The sequence below is a fragment of the Longimicrobium sp. genome (assembly GCF_036399255.1).
Taxonomy (GTDB): Bacteria; Gemmatimonadota; Gemmatimonadetes; order Longimicrobiales; family Longimicrobiaceae; genus Longimicrobium.
The window spans coordinates 1-17,294 of the sequence record NZ_DASWNM010000091.1; the positions used below are offsets into that span (position 1 = coordinate 1).

The following is a 17,294-nucleotide window of genomic DNA, read 5'->3' on the forward strand; positions in this document are numbered from 1 at the left end:
GACGATGATCATCCCGCCGCCACTTCTTTTCATCCCGCTATTCCCTATTCCCTATTCCCTATTCCCTGCCGTCCTCCGCCTCCACGATCACCCGCTCCGTCCCGCCCCGGCCAAACGTCTCCGGCGAGTACATCTCCTCCGCGCGCGGCGGCGGAACGATGAACAGGCCGGGGGTGGTGGCGCGCGCGACGTACGAGTAGGTGTAGACGCCCGCCGGCAACAGCGACGTGAACGCCTCCACGCGGTCGTCGCGCAGGTTCTGGTGCTCGTACCACGGGCCCCACCACCACCAGCCGTGCCCCCGCTCCCACGGCGGACGGGCGGCGTCCGCGGCGGGCGGCACCTGCTCGGCGCCCAGCAGCGCGGTGTTCACCGCCTCGAAGCCGGCGGGGAGCGGGTCCACCATCGCCACGTGCACGCGGCGGCTGGGGGCGGTCACGGTGACGGTAATGCGGACGCGCGCGCCGGCCCTGACCCGCCAGCGGCCATCCCCGCCCCGCACCACGTCCGCGGGATCATCGATGGGCTCGTAGGTGCGCTCCACGGCAAAGCCGCGCTCCAGGGGCACCAGGTCCAGGTCGCGCGGGGCGTAGCGCAGCCCGGCGCGGTAGTACAGCCGCCCCGGCCCCTCCTTGCTTATGGTGATGGACCGCGGATCGTCCGCCGCCAAGACGCGCATGGGAACGTCCAGGTGAATGCGGTCCGCGCTTCGGCCGGTGAAGCGCTGCTCGCCGGCAAAGCGCTCGCCCAGCCACACGCGCGCCACGAACTCCGGCGTCTGCCCCTCGTACGCGCGGAAGTAGCGGTCCAGCGCCACCAGCACCCAGCCGTTCTCCTGCGTGTTGTTCCACCGCCCGGCCGTTCGATGCCCCAGCAGCCCGCGCACCGTCTTGGTGACCAGCTCGTTGCGGGGCTCCGCGGCCAGCAGCGCCTCGAGCACGATGGCGTCGGTGCGGCGCTCGGAGTGCAGCAGCAGGTACTCGCCCTCCTCGTAGCGCGTGGCAAAGGTGGCCGTGGACGCCGTCTCGGTCGCGCGGTTGTTGACGATGCGCAGCAGCTCCGCCCGCTCCGTGGCGAACCGCTCGCGCCCGGCGACGGCGGTGAGCAGCCAGCCGTTCACCTCCAGCGGAAGGGTGTCGGGCCGCACCTGGCGAAAGATGCCGGCCAGCTTGGTATCCGTCTGCGGATGGCGCGCGCGGTCCAGCACGTACGCGGCGTAGGCCCGCAGGGCGAGCTTGGCGCTTTCCGGGTACCAGCGGGGAGTGTGGGATTCCACCTGCGCCACGTACCGCAGCGCCCGCTCCAGCATGCCCTCGGGCACCGTGTAGCCGCGCTCGCGGATGCGCAGCAGGGCGTGGGCGGTGTGCACCGTGACGTACGGCCACGACTCGCGGTCGCCGCTCCAGAAGCTGAAGCCGCCGTCGTGCGTCTGCATCCCCTCCAGCGCCTTGAGGTCGCGCGCCACGGAGTCCGACAGCGCTTCGGGAGACGGCATCCCCTCGGCGCGGAACTCGGTAAGCACGTCGCGCAGGGCGGCCACGGCCAGCAGGCGGCTGGCGATCTGCTCGGCGCACTCGTACGGGTAGCGGACGAGGTAGAGGAACGCGTCCGTCAGCTCCTGCAGGGCGGTGGACGAGGTGGTCACCTCCAGCCCACCGAAGGCCGGAATCGCGTCCTCCGGCACGTCCAGCGGCAGCTCAATCGCGCCGTCCTCGGCGGTGGAGCCGTAGGTGGCGAACGCCTCGGCCGTGGCCGGGGTGTAGACGGGCAGCGTGATCTGCGCCGCGTCCTGCATCCCCCCGCCCACCGCCGCCACCTGCGCGTACGCCGCCCCCGCCCGCACCGCCTCGCCGGGGATGCGCACCTCTACCCGGTCGTGCGCGGGAACCACCACGCGCCGCCCGGCGTCCGCGAACGACAGCCCGTCGCCCCGCGCGGCCACCTGCACCTCGATCGGCGCGTCGGTCTGGTTCTGGATGACGACGGGAAGGTCGAAGCGGTCGCCGTAGTTCAGGAACCGCGGCGCGGAGGGGCGCACCATCAGCGGCTGCCGCGCGGTGATGGACGACTCGTCCATCCCGTACAGCCTGCTGCCGGAGACGGCGACCGCCATCACCCGGTAGCGGGTCAGGTTGGAGGGGAGCTGGAAGGGCACCACCGCGCGCCCCTGCGCGTCCGTGCGCACCACGGGCGCCCACAGCGCCAGCGCGTCGAAGTTGGTTCGCACGGCGATTGCGCCGCCGTCCGACACCGCCACCCCCGCCACCTTGCCCTGCAGTGCCTCCGCCGCGGGCGGGGCCGGGGCGTTGATGCTGGCCCGGCCCCTGAGGAGCACCCTCCCCGCGGAGCCCGTCACCACCACGTCCTCCAGCAGGATGGCCTGCCCCACCATCTCCACGCGCAGCTCCGGAAGCCGCTCCTCGCTCACCTCCACCGTCCGCCGCACGGGGGACAGCCCCACACGGGCGATCTGCACCACCCGCCGCCCGGCCGGCACGCCCTTGAGCTCGAAGCGGCCCGCGGCGTCCGTCACGGTTCCCCGCGTCGTCCCCTCGACCCTCACCACGGCACCGGCCACGGGCTGGCCGGTCTGTGCGTCGATCACCACCCCCCAGACCACGCCGGGCGCACCCAGGCTGTCGGTAAAGATGCGCACCAGCGGGCGCAGGTGGGCGTCCAGCACCCCCGGCATCCACTCCGGGTAGAAGATCTGCACCGGGTGCTGCAGCTGAAAGCCGGTCAGCGCCAGCACCGCCTCGTCGACGATCACCACCGCCACCTCGGCCCTATCCACGGGCCGGCCGGCGGCGTCGCGCACCTGCACGCTTACCGAACCGGGCGCGTCGGGCAGCTGCACGGAATCCGCGGGCGCCACCTCCACCTGCAGCGTGCGCGGCCCGGGCGGCACCCGCAGGGTCACGGCCCCGGCGGCGAAGTCCGTCCCCCGCGCGGTGGGCTGGCGCTGCCCCTCGCGGTCGTGCGCGCCCACCACGTCCACCTGCACGTGCACGTTGGGGATGTCGGCCTCCGTGATGGGGACGGAGACGGCGAGCGTGGGCCCGTCGGAGACGACCGTGTCGGTGCGGACGATGCCCTCGCGGCGCACCGTCAGCAGGCCGCGCGCGGGCCAGAAGGGAAGGTGCACCAGGATGCGGGCCGTGTCGCCCGGCGCGTACTCCTCGCGGTCGGCCACCAGGCGCACCACGCGCTGGGCGTTGGCGTCCTCGCCGGGGCCCTGCATCCACGGGGTGGCGCCCCACGCCCACACGTTCATGCGCGTGCGCGACGGCCGCCCCCGCGCATCCGTCACGTCGGCGGTGATGCGGTAGTTGCCGCCCTGCGCGTGCGTGGCAAAGGTGCAGGCGGCGGGGTTGGCGTCCGAGACCACCTCGCAGCGGGCGGAATCCACCGCCACCTCTTCCCACCGGCCACCGGCCGACTGCCGCCACACCATCCGCTCCGCCATCACCCGCACCGGCCGCCCGGCCACCGGCTTGCCGTCCAGGTCGACCGCGACGATCCCCACTTCCAGCGGGGTGCCGGCCTCGATCCACCCCCGCTCTGTCCGCAGGCCCGCGTAGACCTCCGCCGGGTGCACCAGCAGCTGCGTGTTGGCGGACCAGGGCTGGCGGTTCACGTCGGTCACCGTCGCCTGCACCTGCAGCGTCTGCGCGATGGGCGGCTCGGCGCGGTCGAAGTCCAGCCGCACGGCGTGGCGCCCGTCCGCATCCGTCCGCCCCTCGAAGGTGCGGACGAAGGGGTGGTCCGGCGTGCGGCCGCCGTAATAGCGCCATTCCTCCTGCACGCCAAAGCGCCACGCGCCCCACCCCGGCGGGGTGAACGACGCGTTCTGCGAGCGCACCGTCCACTCCACCGGCGCGCCGGGAAGCCCGCCGCCCGCGAAGTACGCCGCGCGCACCGCCACGTCGGCGCTGCCGCCGACGACGTGCGGGCCCGCGGGCGCCTCGATCCCCACCTCGTACTCCGGCCGGCGGAACTCCTGCACCTGGAAGTCGAGCAGCCCCTGCCCCTTGTCCGTGCCGGCCAGGCGGAACTCGATGGAGCCGCCGCCCAGGTTGCTTCCCTCGGGGACCTTGAAGGTGCCGTCGAAGCCGCCCAGCGCCGTAAGCCGCGATGTGCCGGCGGCGATCTCGCTCCCCCGCGGGTCCCTTACCCGCCAGGCCACCTCGCCCCGCGGCGTGCGCGGCAGGTCCACGCCGCCCGTCTTGCTGCGCTCGAAGCGGCGCACCCACGCCTTGAAGCGCACCTCCTCGCCGGGGCGGTACAGGTTGCGGTCCGTAAGCCCGTACCACAGCAGCGTCTCGTCCTCCCCCCGGTGCAGGGCGCCGTGGATGGGGAGGAGCGCCCGGTCGCCGTCCCGCTCGGCCACCAGGAACTCCTGCTCCCTCTCGCGCCCCTGGGCGCGCTCCGGCAGCCGCAGCCCGGCCACGCCGCCCGCGTCGGTGATGGCGGCGGGGGAGCCCCCGCGCAACGAGACGCGGACGCCGGGGAGCGGCGCGCCGTCCACCAGCGAGGTGGCCCACGCCGTCAGGTCGCGCGCGTCGGTGAACGCCGCCAGGCCAATGCGGGTGGACTGCACCCAGACGTACGTGGCCTGGTCCGGGTCCTCGCCCCCCACCGCCTCCACGCCCACGATCACGTGCCCCGGTCCGCCGCCCAGCGCCGGGTCCAGGGGGATGAGGGTCTCCGTCATCTCCCCCGGCTCGCCGCCCGCCTCCACGACGCGGTTCACCACCTCGCGCCCCGGAAGGCGCAGGGGCGGGCGGCCCTGGGGGAAGGCGGGCCAATCGCCGGGCTCCACGCGATGGATGCGGATGCGCAGCCGCGGGTGGTCGTGGCTGCTGACGGAAAGCCGCCGCGGCCCCGCCGGGTCCAGCACAATCAGCCGCTCCGGAAAAGGGGTCAGCTCCGGAAACGGCGCACCCACGTTGATGGTGCGCACCTGCGGCTCGCCCAGCGTCTGCCCGAAGATGTCGCGGATGCCGGCGCCCAGGTGGATGGTGTAGCGCGTGTTGGGCCGCGTGGCGCCCGAGATCACCAGCGCCCCGTCGAGGACGGCGGCCTCCATCCCGGCGATGGCGGGCTCCACGCGCACCCACTCCGGGCGAAGCTCCGTCGATGCCAGCGGCGTGGTGAACGTGACGTGGAAGGGGTTCCCCGGCCGGCAGACCTCGTTGCGGCCGTAGCACGTAGCTTCGGCGACGCGCAGCGGGCCGTAGGTGGAAAAGTGCCAGGACTGCGCGATCCCCGTGAGGAGCGGCCCCTCGGCCGAGGGCGTGCCGGCGCCCACCGTCACCCGCAGGTGGGTATGGCGCGGCAGCGGCTGCACGGGCTTGAGGGCAATCCAGTGCACCGAATCGCCCTGCTGGGCCAGCAGGCTGGCGTTCGCGTCCCCGGCGATCTCCTGGTCCGTGGCCAGGCGCAGGGGGATGTCGCGCCGGGCGTCCGTCGCGAGAAGGCGGATGTGGGGAAGCACCGCCGCCCGGTCGATGCGCTGGTCGAACTGGATGACGATGAGCGGATCCAGCTGCACCGACGAGCCGTGCGGCGATCCGCCGGTAGCGGAGAGCCGCGGCGTGGCGAAGGTCCACGACGCCGCCTGGGCCAGCCGCCCGCCCGCCTGCGACCGCGTTCCCGCGGGGATGGTGACGGTGTACTCCGTGGCCGCCGGCATTCGCCCCGCCGGGGTAAAAACCAGCGTCCGCACGTCGATCCACCGCCAGCGCCCCACCGGCCGCGGCGACAGGCGCACGGGCACGTCCCCCGCCTCCACCGTGGCGACGGACGACAGCGGCACCATGGGCTGCGAAAAGGTGACCGTCACCTCCGCGCCGACCGGCACCTCGCCGCGGGGCGCGCCGCGGACCACGGCCAGCGCGGCGGGCTCGCGGGGGCCGGACGGGCGCGGCGGCGGGGCGGTGTCCGGCGGCGGAAAGCCCGCCATCACCACCCGTCCCGTGCGCGGTGCCGGCAGGGTGCGCGCGGGGAAGGCGAACGAGTCCGCGGCCGTCACGGCCCGCGTCAGCGGGGGGAGGCGCGAGAGAATGCGCGCCGCGTCGGCCGCCGCCAGCTGGGTGGAGGGAGCCACCGGCGCCCGCTCGCGCCCGCGCCCCGGCGCCTCGCCAATGCGAAACCGCAGCCCCACCGTGTCCGCCGGCGTGGTGTCGCGCTGCGGCACGTGCACGTACAGCGGCGGGATGTCCGGCCCGCGCTGCGCGTCCAAACCGGAGGGATGCAGCGCCACGGCGGCGGCGAGCAGCGAGAGCAGCCGGAGAAAACCACGCATGAGCGGGCCTGGGCGTCGAGGGTGGATCGATGATGTGGGTCGAGATGCAGGCTGCTACGAGAACGCCCGTCAATGGAGGGGTAGGACAGGGGACGGGTCGGACAATCAGTTCCCGGAAATCCGCAAAAGAGGTTGGGGTACAGAGGAGCAGAGGTTGAAACGAGAGGAGCAGAGGCCCGCACGACGGTTTCTCTGTATCTCTCTTTTTCCCTCTGCTCCTCTGTACCCCAACCTGTTCGTCCGTCCGTCGATCACACCGGAAAACCGAGGAAACGCTGACTCAATCCACCAGCCGCACCACGTGGTTCTGCTTCTTGCCCTTCTTCAGCAGCAGCACCCGGCCGTCGATGGCCTGCTCGGCCAGGACGCGCTGCTCGGGGGCGGCCACGCGCTCGCCGTTCACGCTGATGCCGCCGCCCGCGATCAGCCGGCGCGCCTCGCCCTTGGACGCCGCCACGCCGCTCTCCGCCAGCAGGTCGACGACGGGAACCCCCTCGCCCTCCAGCCGCGACCGGGCGATCTCGGTCGAGGGGACGTCGGCGAACACGTCCAGCAGCTCGTCGGCGGGCAGGTCCTGCGCGGGGCGGCTGCCAAAGAACACGGCGGTGGCCCGCTCGGCGCGCTCCAGCCCTTCGTCGCCGTGCACCATACGCGTCACCTCTTCGGCCAGCCGCCGCTGCCCGGCGCGCGCGGCGGGGTTGGCCTCGTGCTCCGCGACCACGGACGCGATCTCGTCCACCGGCACGAAGGTGAAGAACTTGAGGTAGCGGTCCACGTCCGCGTCTTCGGTGTTCAGCCAGAACTGGTAGAAGCGGAACGGCGACGTGCGCTCCGCGTCCAGCCACACCGCCGTCCCCGCCTCGCTCTTGCCGAACTTTACCCCGCTGGCCGTGGTCACCAGCGGCATCACGATGCCGTTGACGTGCTCGCCGCGGGTGCGCCGGATAAGCTCCATCCCCGACGTGATGTTGCCCCACTGGTCGCTGCCGCCCATCTGCAGCCGCGCGCCGTGGCGGTCGAAGAGCTCGCGGTAGTCGAACGCCTGCAGCAGCGAGTACGCGAACTCGGTGACCGACAGGCCGCCCTCGTTCTCGAGCCGCAGCTTTACCGACTCCTTGGCAAGCATGTAGTTGATGGTGAAGTGCTTGCCCACGTCGCGCAGAAAGTCGATCAGCGCCAGCCCGCCCAGCCACTCGTGGTTGTCGATGAGCAGCGCCCCGCCGCCCTCCGAAAAGTCGATGAAGCGACCCAGCTGCCCGCGGATGTTGTCGACGTTGCGCTGCACGTCTTCGCGGGTCAGCAGCTGCCGCTCCACCGTCTTGCCGCTGGGGTCGCCGATCATCCCCGTGCCGCCGCCTACCAGCGCGATGGGCCGGTGCCCGGCACGCTGCATCCGCGCCAGCGCCAGCACGGGGAGCAGGTGGCCCACGTGCAGGCTGGCTCCCGTGGGATCGAAGCCGATGTAGGCCGTCAGGGAACCCGCGGCCAGTGCCTCGCGCGCGCCCTCGCTGGCGCCGTGGATGAGGCTGCGGGCCTCCAGATCTTCGTAAAAGTCGCTCGTCATCGCCAGTCGTCGTTGCAGGGGCCGCCGTTCGCGCCGCGACCGATCATCATCAGAAGAATCCTACAAGATGGGGGCTGATGCGAAAATGCACAGCCCCGCGCGTGACCTCGATCAGAAAAGATGCTTAAGTCGGTCAGCACAGGATCCGAAAGGAAGACGAAACCGTGCAACTCGTTGATGGTTCAGTTCAGGAACAGCCTACGGGATCCAGCCGTTGCGTTCCCCGCGCCTGTCACCACTAGGAATTAATTCGAGACACAATATTGACAACCTTTGTTTCTGCCATACTTTCAAGCGAGCGCCTCAACATCATCGGAGATACAAAGATGGCTATATCGCTCGCGCGGTGGCAGCCCCCGTATTCTGCCGCAGAAATCGGGCTTTTCGCGTCGCCAGAGGGCGTGGAGGTGGGAGCTGGTGAGGTAGTCCTCCTGCAGGTATCGGATTGCGAGGACACCCTCGGCACGGTTGCTGACGCCGCATCACTCGCGGGTGTGGTGCGGTCGTTACGGCGTCGCTTCCCAGGCTCGCCGGTAGCGATCTGGATTCCACAAGCCGCCCCGGAGCACGTCATCGACCTTGCACGCGCGGCTACCGCGTTGCATGTCCGGGCCATTCTGGGCGGGCCGGCTCCCAATCCCGCGCGGCTGCGCTTTGAGCTCTCCCATTCCCAAGGGCTCAGCGCCTTCGTGCTACGCTGGGCCTCTGACGCGGGTTACATTCCAGAGGGCACAGCCGCAACCGAGGTTGGCGCACTGCTCGACGCCGCCCCGAACGTGCGCACTCTCCAGCGGCTGGCCCGCGAGCGCCAGGAGGCGACGCGGACGTGGCGCAGTCACTTCCGGCAACTGAGGCTGCCTCCCCCGCGCGCCTGGCTGGGGCTGGCGCACATGCTGCACCAGGCTCTGCACCTTCAGCGGAACCGTGAGCAGCCCCTGCAGAAGATTGCGGAGTGCCTTGGCTACTCGGACGTAACACTTATGCACCACCGTTTCCGGCACGTTTTCCGGATGTCCCCAGGCGCGGTGCGGAGCCTCTTGGGCGCCGAGCCCCTCCTGCACCACTGGTTTCAAGGCGCCACACGCCAGATCAGACGATAGCCGCCAGCGCCCGCCTGCGAGCCCGCCGGCGGCCTTCCACGCGCGCGCTAGGCTCCACGCGCTCCACAGACAGCAACTCGTCAGGGAAAAATGGATGTTGGCGCGCCGGCTCGAGGAGCCGAAGCAGGAACCACGCGATCCCCGCCGAACCCACGCCGAAATCGCACGAGATCCGCGAGAGTTCCGATCCCGCGAACGCCGTCCCCCGGCCGGTGACGATGCGGTGAGGGAGAAGTGCTTCCGCCAGATAGAAGGCGGTGTTCAGGCAGTTCTCGTCGCCCAGAAAGCAGTGCATATCGAGGAGGTAGTGCCCGAATCCCGCGAGACCGTAGTTGTACCAGGTCTTGTTAGTGACTCGCTCGCCCACAGGGCGCGCGCAGTCCCATGCCCAGCCCAGGTACTTCGAATCGCGGGTGAGCGCGTACATCCGCAGCGCCACGCACCCGATTCCGGCCGTGCCGTATTCCATGTGCGGGGAGTTGGGCTCACCCGAACTGGCGTGCGTGGTCGGCGTCCAAAGCGCCTCCCCCGCGATCCGGACCACGTGCGCGAGGTCGAACTCCAGTCCATTCCGAGCAGCCTCCAGATACCGCTCCTCGCCGGTCGCAGCGGCTAAGTAGAGGAGGAAGAGCGCCACGCCCGACGCGCCGTTCGCCAGCCCTAGAGGTACGCGGCGTGGGGAGTCGTGCCAAAACAGGCGGCCGCGGCTCCGCTTCGCTGTTTCGAGGAGCCGATCGGCGCACTGCTTGGCCTCCTCCACCAGTTCCGGCCGGCCGAACTCCTGCCCCAGGGTGAGCAGTCCCAGTCCCACTCCGGCTCGTCCCGTCCACAACCCGCTCGCGGTATCCAGCACCGGGTCGGAAGACAGTCCCCGCACGATGGCGAGCGCCTCGTCCTGGCGTCCCACGCGGGCCAGGACCAGCGCCACTCCGGCCCGGCCCCGCTGCAGACCCGGAGGGATCCGACCTTCGCGCAGCCGGGCCACCATCCAGTCCACAGAGCGGTGGTCGACGCCTCCGGTTGCTTCATGGAGGAACGCCAGGATCCCCGCCGCGCCGAACTGGACGCTCACCGGGTTGGTGAAGAACACGTCGGGTGAAGCAGGCCAGAGCCGGTCGGTACGTTCCAGGTCGGTCGACGACTCGATGAACCGCACGACTTCCGGGATCGTGCGCGCGAACTCTTCGCGCAGTTCGCGTGTAGGTGCCGGTCGAGGAACGATTGAGTACGGATCTGCAATGTCACCGGGCGAGAGGTGAGCCCGCCGCCGCGGGACCTCGCGAGGGCGGACCGCCAGAAGCGTCGCCCGCACCTGCTCCGGCTTCCAGCGCCGCGCCGCGTCCTCCTGCAACAGACCTTCGACCACCTCCCCCACCGCAGCAGGAAGCTCGAGGTCCCGCCGGGTTTGGTGGAATGCCTTAAGGATCCCAGCGCGGTGGAGCGGGAGCCCGGAAACCATGAACGAAACCATGTCGAGCAACAACGCGCCAAGTGCGTAGTGGTCGTCGGCGGGTGAAGGCGTTTTCCGGGCCAGCTGGTCGGTCGAGGCGAATCCGGGTGTGAAGCCGTGCACGGGACGGTCGTCGCCGTCCAACTCGTACGCCATCTCGAAATCGATGAACGCCGGCCGACCGTTGTCGCGGACAAGCACGTTGGTCCGAGTCATGTCACACAGGACGATGCCACGGTCGTGGAACGCCTGCATCCCGTCCAAGATCGCTAGGAAGGTGTCGCATAGCCGGCGGAACGTCTCGCGGGGAGTCTGACGGCGGCGGCGTCCCCAGTAGAACTTCATCGCGTGGCTCCACAGAGACTGGGCCTCGATGCGCTCCTGTACTAGAAACCAGTGCTCCCCCTGCTGGAAAAGGTCAACAAAGTCGGGGCACAGACCGGTGGACCCCATCGCTTCCAGGATCCGGGCCTCCTTCCGGAGCAGGGAGATGGCGTCCTGCCCGGAACTCCACGCCCCGAAGTGCGGGCGGGCCTCCCGCACCACCACGGGCCGATCCGTCCGCTCGTCGATGGCGGAGTAGATCCCACCACTACTGTTGAACTTCAGCGCCTCTATGACGCGGTAGCGCCCGGCCAGCCGCACCTGGCGACCGGTTTCGCGCACATTCTCTACGGACCCCCGGCCCAGCGGGTCACTCACCCAGGAGGGGAGTTGGTAATACGGAGTGCGTGTATCGTCCACGCTGGCGCCCTCGGGCGAGTGAAGGACCCGCCGGAGCGTGCCCCCCGCAGTCACCTCGGGAACTCCCAGATGCTCTCCGTACCGGTAGAAGACGGTGCGGCTATCGCGGTACGGACGGTCAGAAAGGATGTACGGCCCACGCAGGTCCCCCGTGCGAGCGTGGAGTTCGGCGGCAAGTCCGACGAACTGGGCGTCGGAGACGGGATAGATCGTCATGAACTTCCCAGCCCCCTCGCGCGGCCAATTCTTGCTCAACGACAGGACGTGCGTCCATCGGTCGGAGGTGAACTTGAACGGAATGTTGCCTGCCGCGAGCACCGGGACCACGCGCGAGAGGATTTCCAGGGCCGTAGCGGGCACGGCGGAGATGTGGATCTTCCAGCCCTGCTGCCGGAGAACCGGCTTTGCGGGAGTGCAGTGCGTCCAGAAGCCGGATGGCGTGACGGTCCAGCCGGTGCCCAGCATCTCCGTCACTGGAGCGCGGTACTCGTCCTTGGGCGAGTATCGGCTCAATGATTCGAAGAACACCCGATCGACGAGCGTCAGCGTGTAACCCGGCAGATCGCTTCTCATGTGCGGGGCTTCAGCAAGGGTAATAGAGCGTGTAGATCACTCGCTCGCGGCAGGGCGGCGGTTCCGCCGCGACGCGACGGACCGCCGCCCACGACTACCCGTCCAAGGCCGCTGGAATTCTTTTCGCGCGGCCATGGGCTACTACATAGCAATCTCCTCAGAACTGCTCATCCAAGAGGGGCAGTCGATGACGATACTCCTGTCAGAGATGCAGAAATCCGCGACTTTACCGCGGTCCAGCGAGTAGCTCTGGAGGACGAGCACCTCCTCCATGGGGTCGCCGGCGACGCCTCCGGCGAAATGGGTGGAAGTATTGAAGCGGGTCATACGTTCCTCCTGGATGCGAGTAAAAGCTCCTCCCGGCGGACTTGTACGCCGGTACCAGCAATCTGCTTCTTCCATTCCATACGAGCCATAACATTTTTCGGCAGCGTTTTGCCGTTTTGTTCAGCCGCCTGTGCGGTGCCGTAATACGGGTCGCCGCGATAATTTTTGTCGCGGCGGCGTAAGCAAGTGATGTGTTCCTGGCCATGTAGTTGCCGCAGTGCCCCATCAATTCCTAAATGGTGACGGGCGAGGGGAGGCCTTACGGGCCACTCGACTGCAGTCCTCCGATTGTCCGACTACACCACCTTGAGCGCGGGCTCCGCGGCAGGGCGCGACGGGCCTGTTGCAGATGCGGACTGGCTGGCCAAGGTGGTGCGCTCGCGGCCGGGGCCAGCGCGATCCGCCATTCCTCCAGCGCCCCGGTGCGCGAGCGAGCCGTGCGGCCCCACACCACGTCCCGCTTTGATCGATCAGTGTGGGGGCGGGGTTCTGGCGCGCTCTGGCAGGCGCTCGGCAGAGCGGAGAAAGATTGGAAGCGAGCACATGTTCGGAGTGCGGCACGAGCAAACTCCGTTGACTCCGTGTGAAACCCTGCTTTCGTATTTCACACGGAAGCCGCGTCCTCGGCCAGGTGCCGGCCCTTCCATTCGGGCAGAAGCAGCGCGCCGATGATGGCCACGCCGAAGAACGCGGCAAAGGTGCCGAACACCGCCTCGGTGCCGCCCGCGGCCATCAGCGGCGGCACGCACAGCGGCGCGATGATGCTGGCGATGCGCCCGAACCCCGCCGCCCACCCCGCCCCCGTCGCGCGCACCGTCGTGGGATACACTTCCGGCGTGGCGGCGTACACGGCGCCCCACGCGCCCAGGTTGAAGAAGGACAGAAGGCACCCGGCGATCAGGATGGCGTCGCGCGAATCGGCCATGGCGAACAGCACCGCCGCCCCCGCCGAGCCCGCCAGGAACGCCGCCATCGTGGGCCGCCGCCCCCACCTTTCGATGAGCCACGCGGAAACCGCATACCCCGGCAGCTGCGCCAGCGTGATGATGAGCGTGTACTGAAAGCTCTTCACCAGCGTGAACCCGCGCGCCGTGAGCAGCGTGGGAATCCAGATGAACGCGCCGTAGTAGGCAAAGTTGATCCCGAACCACACCAGCCACAGCGCCAGCGTGCGCCGCGCCAGCGACCCGCGCCACAGCTCGCGCAGCCCCACCGCCGCGTGCACCGTCCGCGGCGCCGGCGGCTGCGCGGCCGTCTCCGGCGACGGCACGCCGGCCGCGGCCTCGAAGCGCCGCACCACCGCCTCGGCCTCGTCCGCGCGGCCCTTGCTCTCCAGAAAGCGCACGGATTCCGGCAGCGACCGGCGCACCACGCCGGAGTACAGCGCCGGCAGCGCCCCCAACGCAAACGCCCACCGCCAGCCGTGGTCCGACAGCGGGATCACGAAGGCGCCGATAAGCGCGGCCAATATCCATCCCACCGCCCAGAACGCCTCCAGCAGCACCACCATGCGCCCGCGGATGCGCGCCGGGGCGAACTCGCTCACCAGCGTGGACGCCACCGGCAGCTCCGCGCCCAGCCCAAAGCCGATGAGGAAGCGAAAGAAGAGCAGCGACGCCACCCCCCAGGCGAGCGCCGCCGCGCCCGTGGCCACGCCGTAGATGAGCAGCGTGGCCGCGAACACGTAGCGACGCCCCAGCCGGTCGGCCACGCTGCCGCCCAGGCTGGCCCCCAGCGCCATCCCCACGAAGCCCACCGAGCCGATCCACGACAGCGTGGCGCCGTCCAGCTTCCACTGCACCGCCAGCGACGCCATCACGAACGAGATCAGCCCCACGTCCATGGCGTCCATGGCCCACCCCGCCCCGGCGATCACCACCAGGCGGCGGTGCAGGGGCGTGAACGGCAGTCGGTCCAGGCGCTCGGAGCGCGTCGCGTCGGCCATCGTCGGCAGGTTCGGTGGATGTAAGAAGCGGCCTTCCCCTGCCATCGGGAGAGGGGATAAACGTCGCAAATGCCTGCTGGGCGTTCCCGCGGGTGCCGTGGAAGCGGCGAACGCGGTCGAACCGCGCCCGCCGAGCCCTCCCCCTCGTTCCTCGGGAGAAGGGAGAATTCGATCCCGCTCCGGACAGTCCGTCGCGCGCGTCACCCTCCCCCGCGCGGTTTGCGGGGGAGGGCCGGGGAGGGGGGCGGCTCACCATCTCGCGACACCCCCGCCGAAACACCCCTCAGCCTGTGCGACGTCTACATCCTCATCCTCTTCCGATGAGGATGTATATGCGCGTCTTGCGGGAGAGGGCCTCCACCGGCACCCCCGACCGCCTCACTCCCCGCCGGCCACCCCGCCCAGCTCCAGCGACCCCTGCGCGGCCAGCGGCGCGGGAAGCCCGTCGATGCTGCGGGCGTTCTTCTCCTGCCGGTACTCCGCCAGCCGTGCCTCGCCCTTGTTGCGCGCCCAGCGCACCAGCGTGTCGCGGTCGCCCACCAGCTCCATCCGCGGCACCGCGAACCCGCACGACGTCTGCACGCGGTGCACGTCCACGGTGATGATCTGCCGCACGCCGGGATGGTCCGGGAACAGCGGGCGCAGCTCGTCCCACGCCGCGTCGCCGGGAAGCACCGTGGCGCCGCGGCCGTACAGCCGCAGGATGTTGGGCGGCCCCTGGAACGCGCAGAACATCACCGTAATGCGCCCGTTCTGAGCCAGGTGCGCCGACGTCTCGTTGCCGCTTCCCGTCAGGTCCAGGTACGCCACCCGGTGCGGCCCCAGCACCCGCAGGCACTCCAGCCCCTTGGGCGACAGGTTCACGTGCCCGTCCGCCTCCAGCGGCGCCGTGCCCACGAAGAACAGCGGCTGCGCCTGGATGAACGCGCCCAGCTCGTCCGTAATCCGATCCACCACCCTGGCCATCTCGCTCCGCTCCTCCGCATCGTGATTCCACGCCTCCACGCGCCCGAACGTACACGCCCACGCGCGCCGGGAACAGAGTGGTTTGACACCCGATCCGGGTGCCGCTACATTGATTGAGAACGGTTCTCAATCTGCTGGAGCAGGAATGACGCAGGCGACCCAGACGGCGGCGGCGGCGCAGGACACGCTGCTGCACATCAGCGAGACGGAGCGCGGAGAGCGCGCGCGGCGGGCCGCCGCGGGCGCGCTGGTGCTGCGCGTCGTCCAGCAGTCCGTCAGCGGCGCGCCCGACGAGTTCACCCTGCGCCGCGCCCGGGCCGAGGTCGCCGGGCTGCAGAAGAGCGCCGAAAAGAGCATCCTGCTGCGCGCGTTGCGGGTGATGGAAGACGGCGGCGCGCCGGGCCACCTTTCGGCCGCGCTGGTCGCCTACGCCTGCGAGCTTGAGACCACGCGCCGGCTGCCCGAGGCCGACGCCGCCATCTCGCTGGGGCTGGCGCTGGACGAGGGAAGCGGCGCCACCGCGCTGCACGCCGCCCGGCTGGCCCGCAAGATGGGCGACCGCCAGCGCGCGCTGGTGCTGTACTGCGCCGCCCGCGACCTGGACGTGGGCGACGGGCAGATCGCCCGGCTGGCGCAGGTGGGCGAGGCGGTGGTGTCGGACGACGGCATCCGCATGCTGGGCCGCGTCATCCGCCGCGCGCTGCGGGCGGGGGATGCCGAGGCCGCCGCGGTGGGGCTCGAGGAGCGCGCCGCCCTGCGACGTGCCGCCGGCGACCGGCGGGGTGCCGCGCGCGACCTGTGCCTGGCCGTGGCCCGCTACACCGACCCGGTGGACCGTGCCCGCGCCGCGCACGCGCTTGCCGGCGCCGCCCTTTCGCTGGGCGACGCCGCGGCCGCGCGCGAGGCGCTGCTGGTTGCGCTGGGCTGGGGCGACGCGCCGCAAAAGGACCATGCCCGCACGCGCCTGCACACCCTGGCGCGCGACCTGGGCGACCAGGTGGGCATGCGCCGCTGGCGCAGCTTTCAGCGCCCGTCGCTGGTGTCGCTCTCCGCGTACCGCCCCGCGCCCGCGTCCCGCTCGCTGGCGCCCCGGCTGCTCGCCTGGCGCGAAAGCATGGGCCAGCGCGCCGCGGGCTGATCCAGGCGCACGACAAGCGAAACGGGGCGTCGGCCAGGTGCCGGCGCCCCCGTTTTCGCATTCCAGAAGAAGATTGATCTCATACCAGATCCTGAAAAAGAATAATCGTACAGAGGAACAGAGTCAGACAGAGAAAACGAGCTGATATGAGATATCATCTTGCTCCTCTGTCTGCCTCTGTTCCTCTGTACCATAAAGGTGTTGTTTTCCCAGGGTCGTATCACGCAGAAAAAGCAGGGGAAGCGGAGTGGTTTCCTCTGCGGCCTCTGCGCCCTCTGGGTGACCCTGTCTTTTGCCGGTGCTGGAAGGATGCAGGAAAGCAGAAGGCGCCCGGCTGCGAGAGCCAGGCGCCTTTTTCACCACTGGATGACCCGCCGCGTCACCGACTGCGGAATACCCGGACACCGTAGTGGCATTCCTTCTCCCTGCAGGTCGCCATCTGCACCGAGAGAACGAAGCTGCCACTCTGGTTCTCGATGGCCAGCATGGGCACGTCGTCCAGCTCGCGGTCGGCCTCGACCTCTTCGCCGCTGCTGCTGGTGAGCACCAGGTCCAGGTCCGAGCAGCCGCCGTCGCACACGCCCACCACGAAGTAGGTGGAGCCCGCCTCAAGGTCCAACTCGAACTCCTCGTCCTCGCCCTGCGGCAGCGTGCCCTGGACCGGGTCGTCCGACGGCGTAAAGCCCTGCGCGCGCATCAGCACCACGGCCGAGTCCAGCTGGGTGGTGATGATCTCTCGCTGGGCCTGCGCCGGGGTCGACAGCAGCGCGGCGGCGGCCGCGACCAGCGCGATGAACGGCAGCTTCATGGGGTGTGCTCCGGGTAACGCGTGTGGGGGAGATGTCCCGGGCGCTTGCCCGGATGGAGCCGCGCCGGTGGGGGAACGGCGGCGGAATACGTTGCTACGCAGAACAGTACCAGACAAACGGACGCGGTGCAAGAATCCCCGTGTGCACCCCGTCCCCGTTCCGCGGCGCTGTTCTACCGGCGGGGCCACCCGGAGTTCCGTGCCGGTTCGCTACGGGCCAATGCATCCGCAGGCGGAAATCGTGTCCGCCACGGCTCGCAAACGGATTGGGGTACAGAGGAGCAGAGGAAAGCCAGAGATACAGAGGCCCGAACCCGGGCTTCCTCTGTATTTCTGGCCTTTCTCTGTTCCTCTGTATTCCAATGCCGTTTC

Annotated in this window: 9 protein-coding genes; 2 read left to right on the forward strand and 7 right to left on the reverse strand. The window is 70.1% G+C overall.

The window, feature by feature from the left end; all coding sequences use genetic code 11:
• Positions 1 to 58 precede the first annotated feature (58 nt).
• Complete coding sequence (locus VGC13_RS16150; protein ID WP_331126305.1) at positions 59 to 6,307, reverse strand: alpha-2-macroglobulin family protein; 6,249 nt, start codon at positions 6,305 to 6,307, stop codon at positions 59 to 61.
• Between the two features lie 280 nt (positions 6,308 to 6,587).
• The gene (gene tyrS, locus VGC13_RS16155) at positions 6,588 to 7,871 is read right to left on the reverse strand and encodes a tyrosine--tRNA ligase (RefSeq protein WP_331126306.1); all 1,284 of its coding nucleotides are present in this window, start codon (positions 7,869 to 7,871) and stop codon (positions 6,588 to 6,590) included.
• Positions 7,872 to 8,197: 326 nt separating this feature from the next.
• Between tyrS and VGC13_RS33655 the strand changes: the two genes are divergently transcribed.
• On the forward strand, positions 8,198 to 8,971 hold the full coding sequence (locus VGC13_RS33655; RefSeq protein ID WP_414682997.1) for a helix-turn-helix domain-containing protein: 774 nt from the start codon (positions 8,198 to 8,200) through the stop codon (positions 8,969 to 8,971).
• On the opposite strand, the gene lanKC is transcribed toward VGC13_RS33655, so the two are convergent.
• The 4 genes from lanKC to VGC13_RS16175 all read right to left on the reverse strand — a co-directional run bounded on the left by lanKC (position 8,961) and on the right by VGC13_RS16175 (position 14,976).
• A complete protein-coding gene (gene lanKC / locus VGC13_RS16160; protein ID WP_331126307.1) occupies positions 8,961 to 11,738 on the reverse strand; it encodes a class III lanthionine synthetase LanKC in 2,778 nt (925 codons plus the stop codon). The two genes, VGC13_RS33655 and lanKC, sit on opposite strands and share 11 nt — an antisense overlap.
• Positions 11,739 to 11,879: 141 nt before the next feature.
• Positions 11,880 to 12,065, reverse strand: a complete 186-nt coding sequence (locus tag VGC13_RS16165) for a hypothetical protein (protein WP_331126308.1) — start codon at positions 12,063 to 12,065, stop codon at positions 11,880 to 11,882.
• A gap of 604 nt (positions 12,066 to 12,669) precedes the next feature.
• Complete coding sequence (locus VGC13_RS16170) at positions 12,670 to 14,010, reverse strand: MFS transporter (RefSeq protein WP_331126309.1); 1,341 nt, start codon at positions 14,008 to 14,010, stop codon at positions 12,670 to 12,672.
• 378 nt (positions 14,011 to 14,388) lie between these two features.
• Positions 14,389 to 14,976, reverse strand: a complete 588-nt coding sequence (locus VGC13_RS16175; RefSeq protein WP_331126310.1) for a pyridoxamine 5'-phosphate oxidase family protein — start codon at positions 14,974 to 14,976, stop codon at positions 14,389 to 14,391.
• 145 nt (positions 14,977 to 15,121) lie between these two features.
• Between VGC13_RS16175 and VGC13_RS16180 the strand changes: the two genes are divergently transcribed.
• Positions 15,122 to 16,114, forward strand: a complete 993-nt coding sequence (locus VGC13_RS16180; RefSeq protein ID WP_331126311.1) for a hypothetical protein — start codon at positions 15,122 to 15,124, stop codon at positions 16,112 to 16,114.
• 379 nt (positions 16,115 to 16,493) lie between these two features.
• On the opposite strand, the gene VGC13_RS16185 is transcribed toward VGC13_RS16180, so the two are convergent.
• A complete protein-coding gene (locus tag VGC13_RS16185; protein WP_331126312.1) occupies positions 16,494 to 16,922 on the reverse strand; it encodes a hypothetical protein in 429 nt (142 codons plus the stop codon).
• Positions 16,923 to 17,294 lie beyond the last annotated feature (372 nt).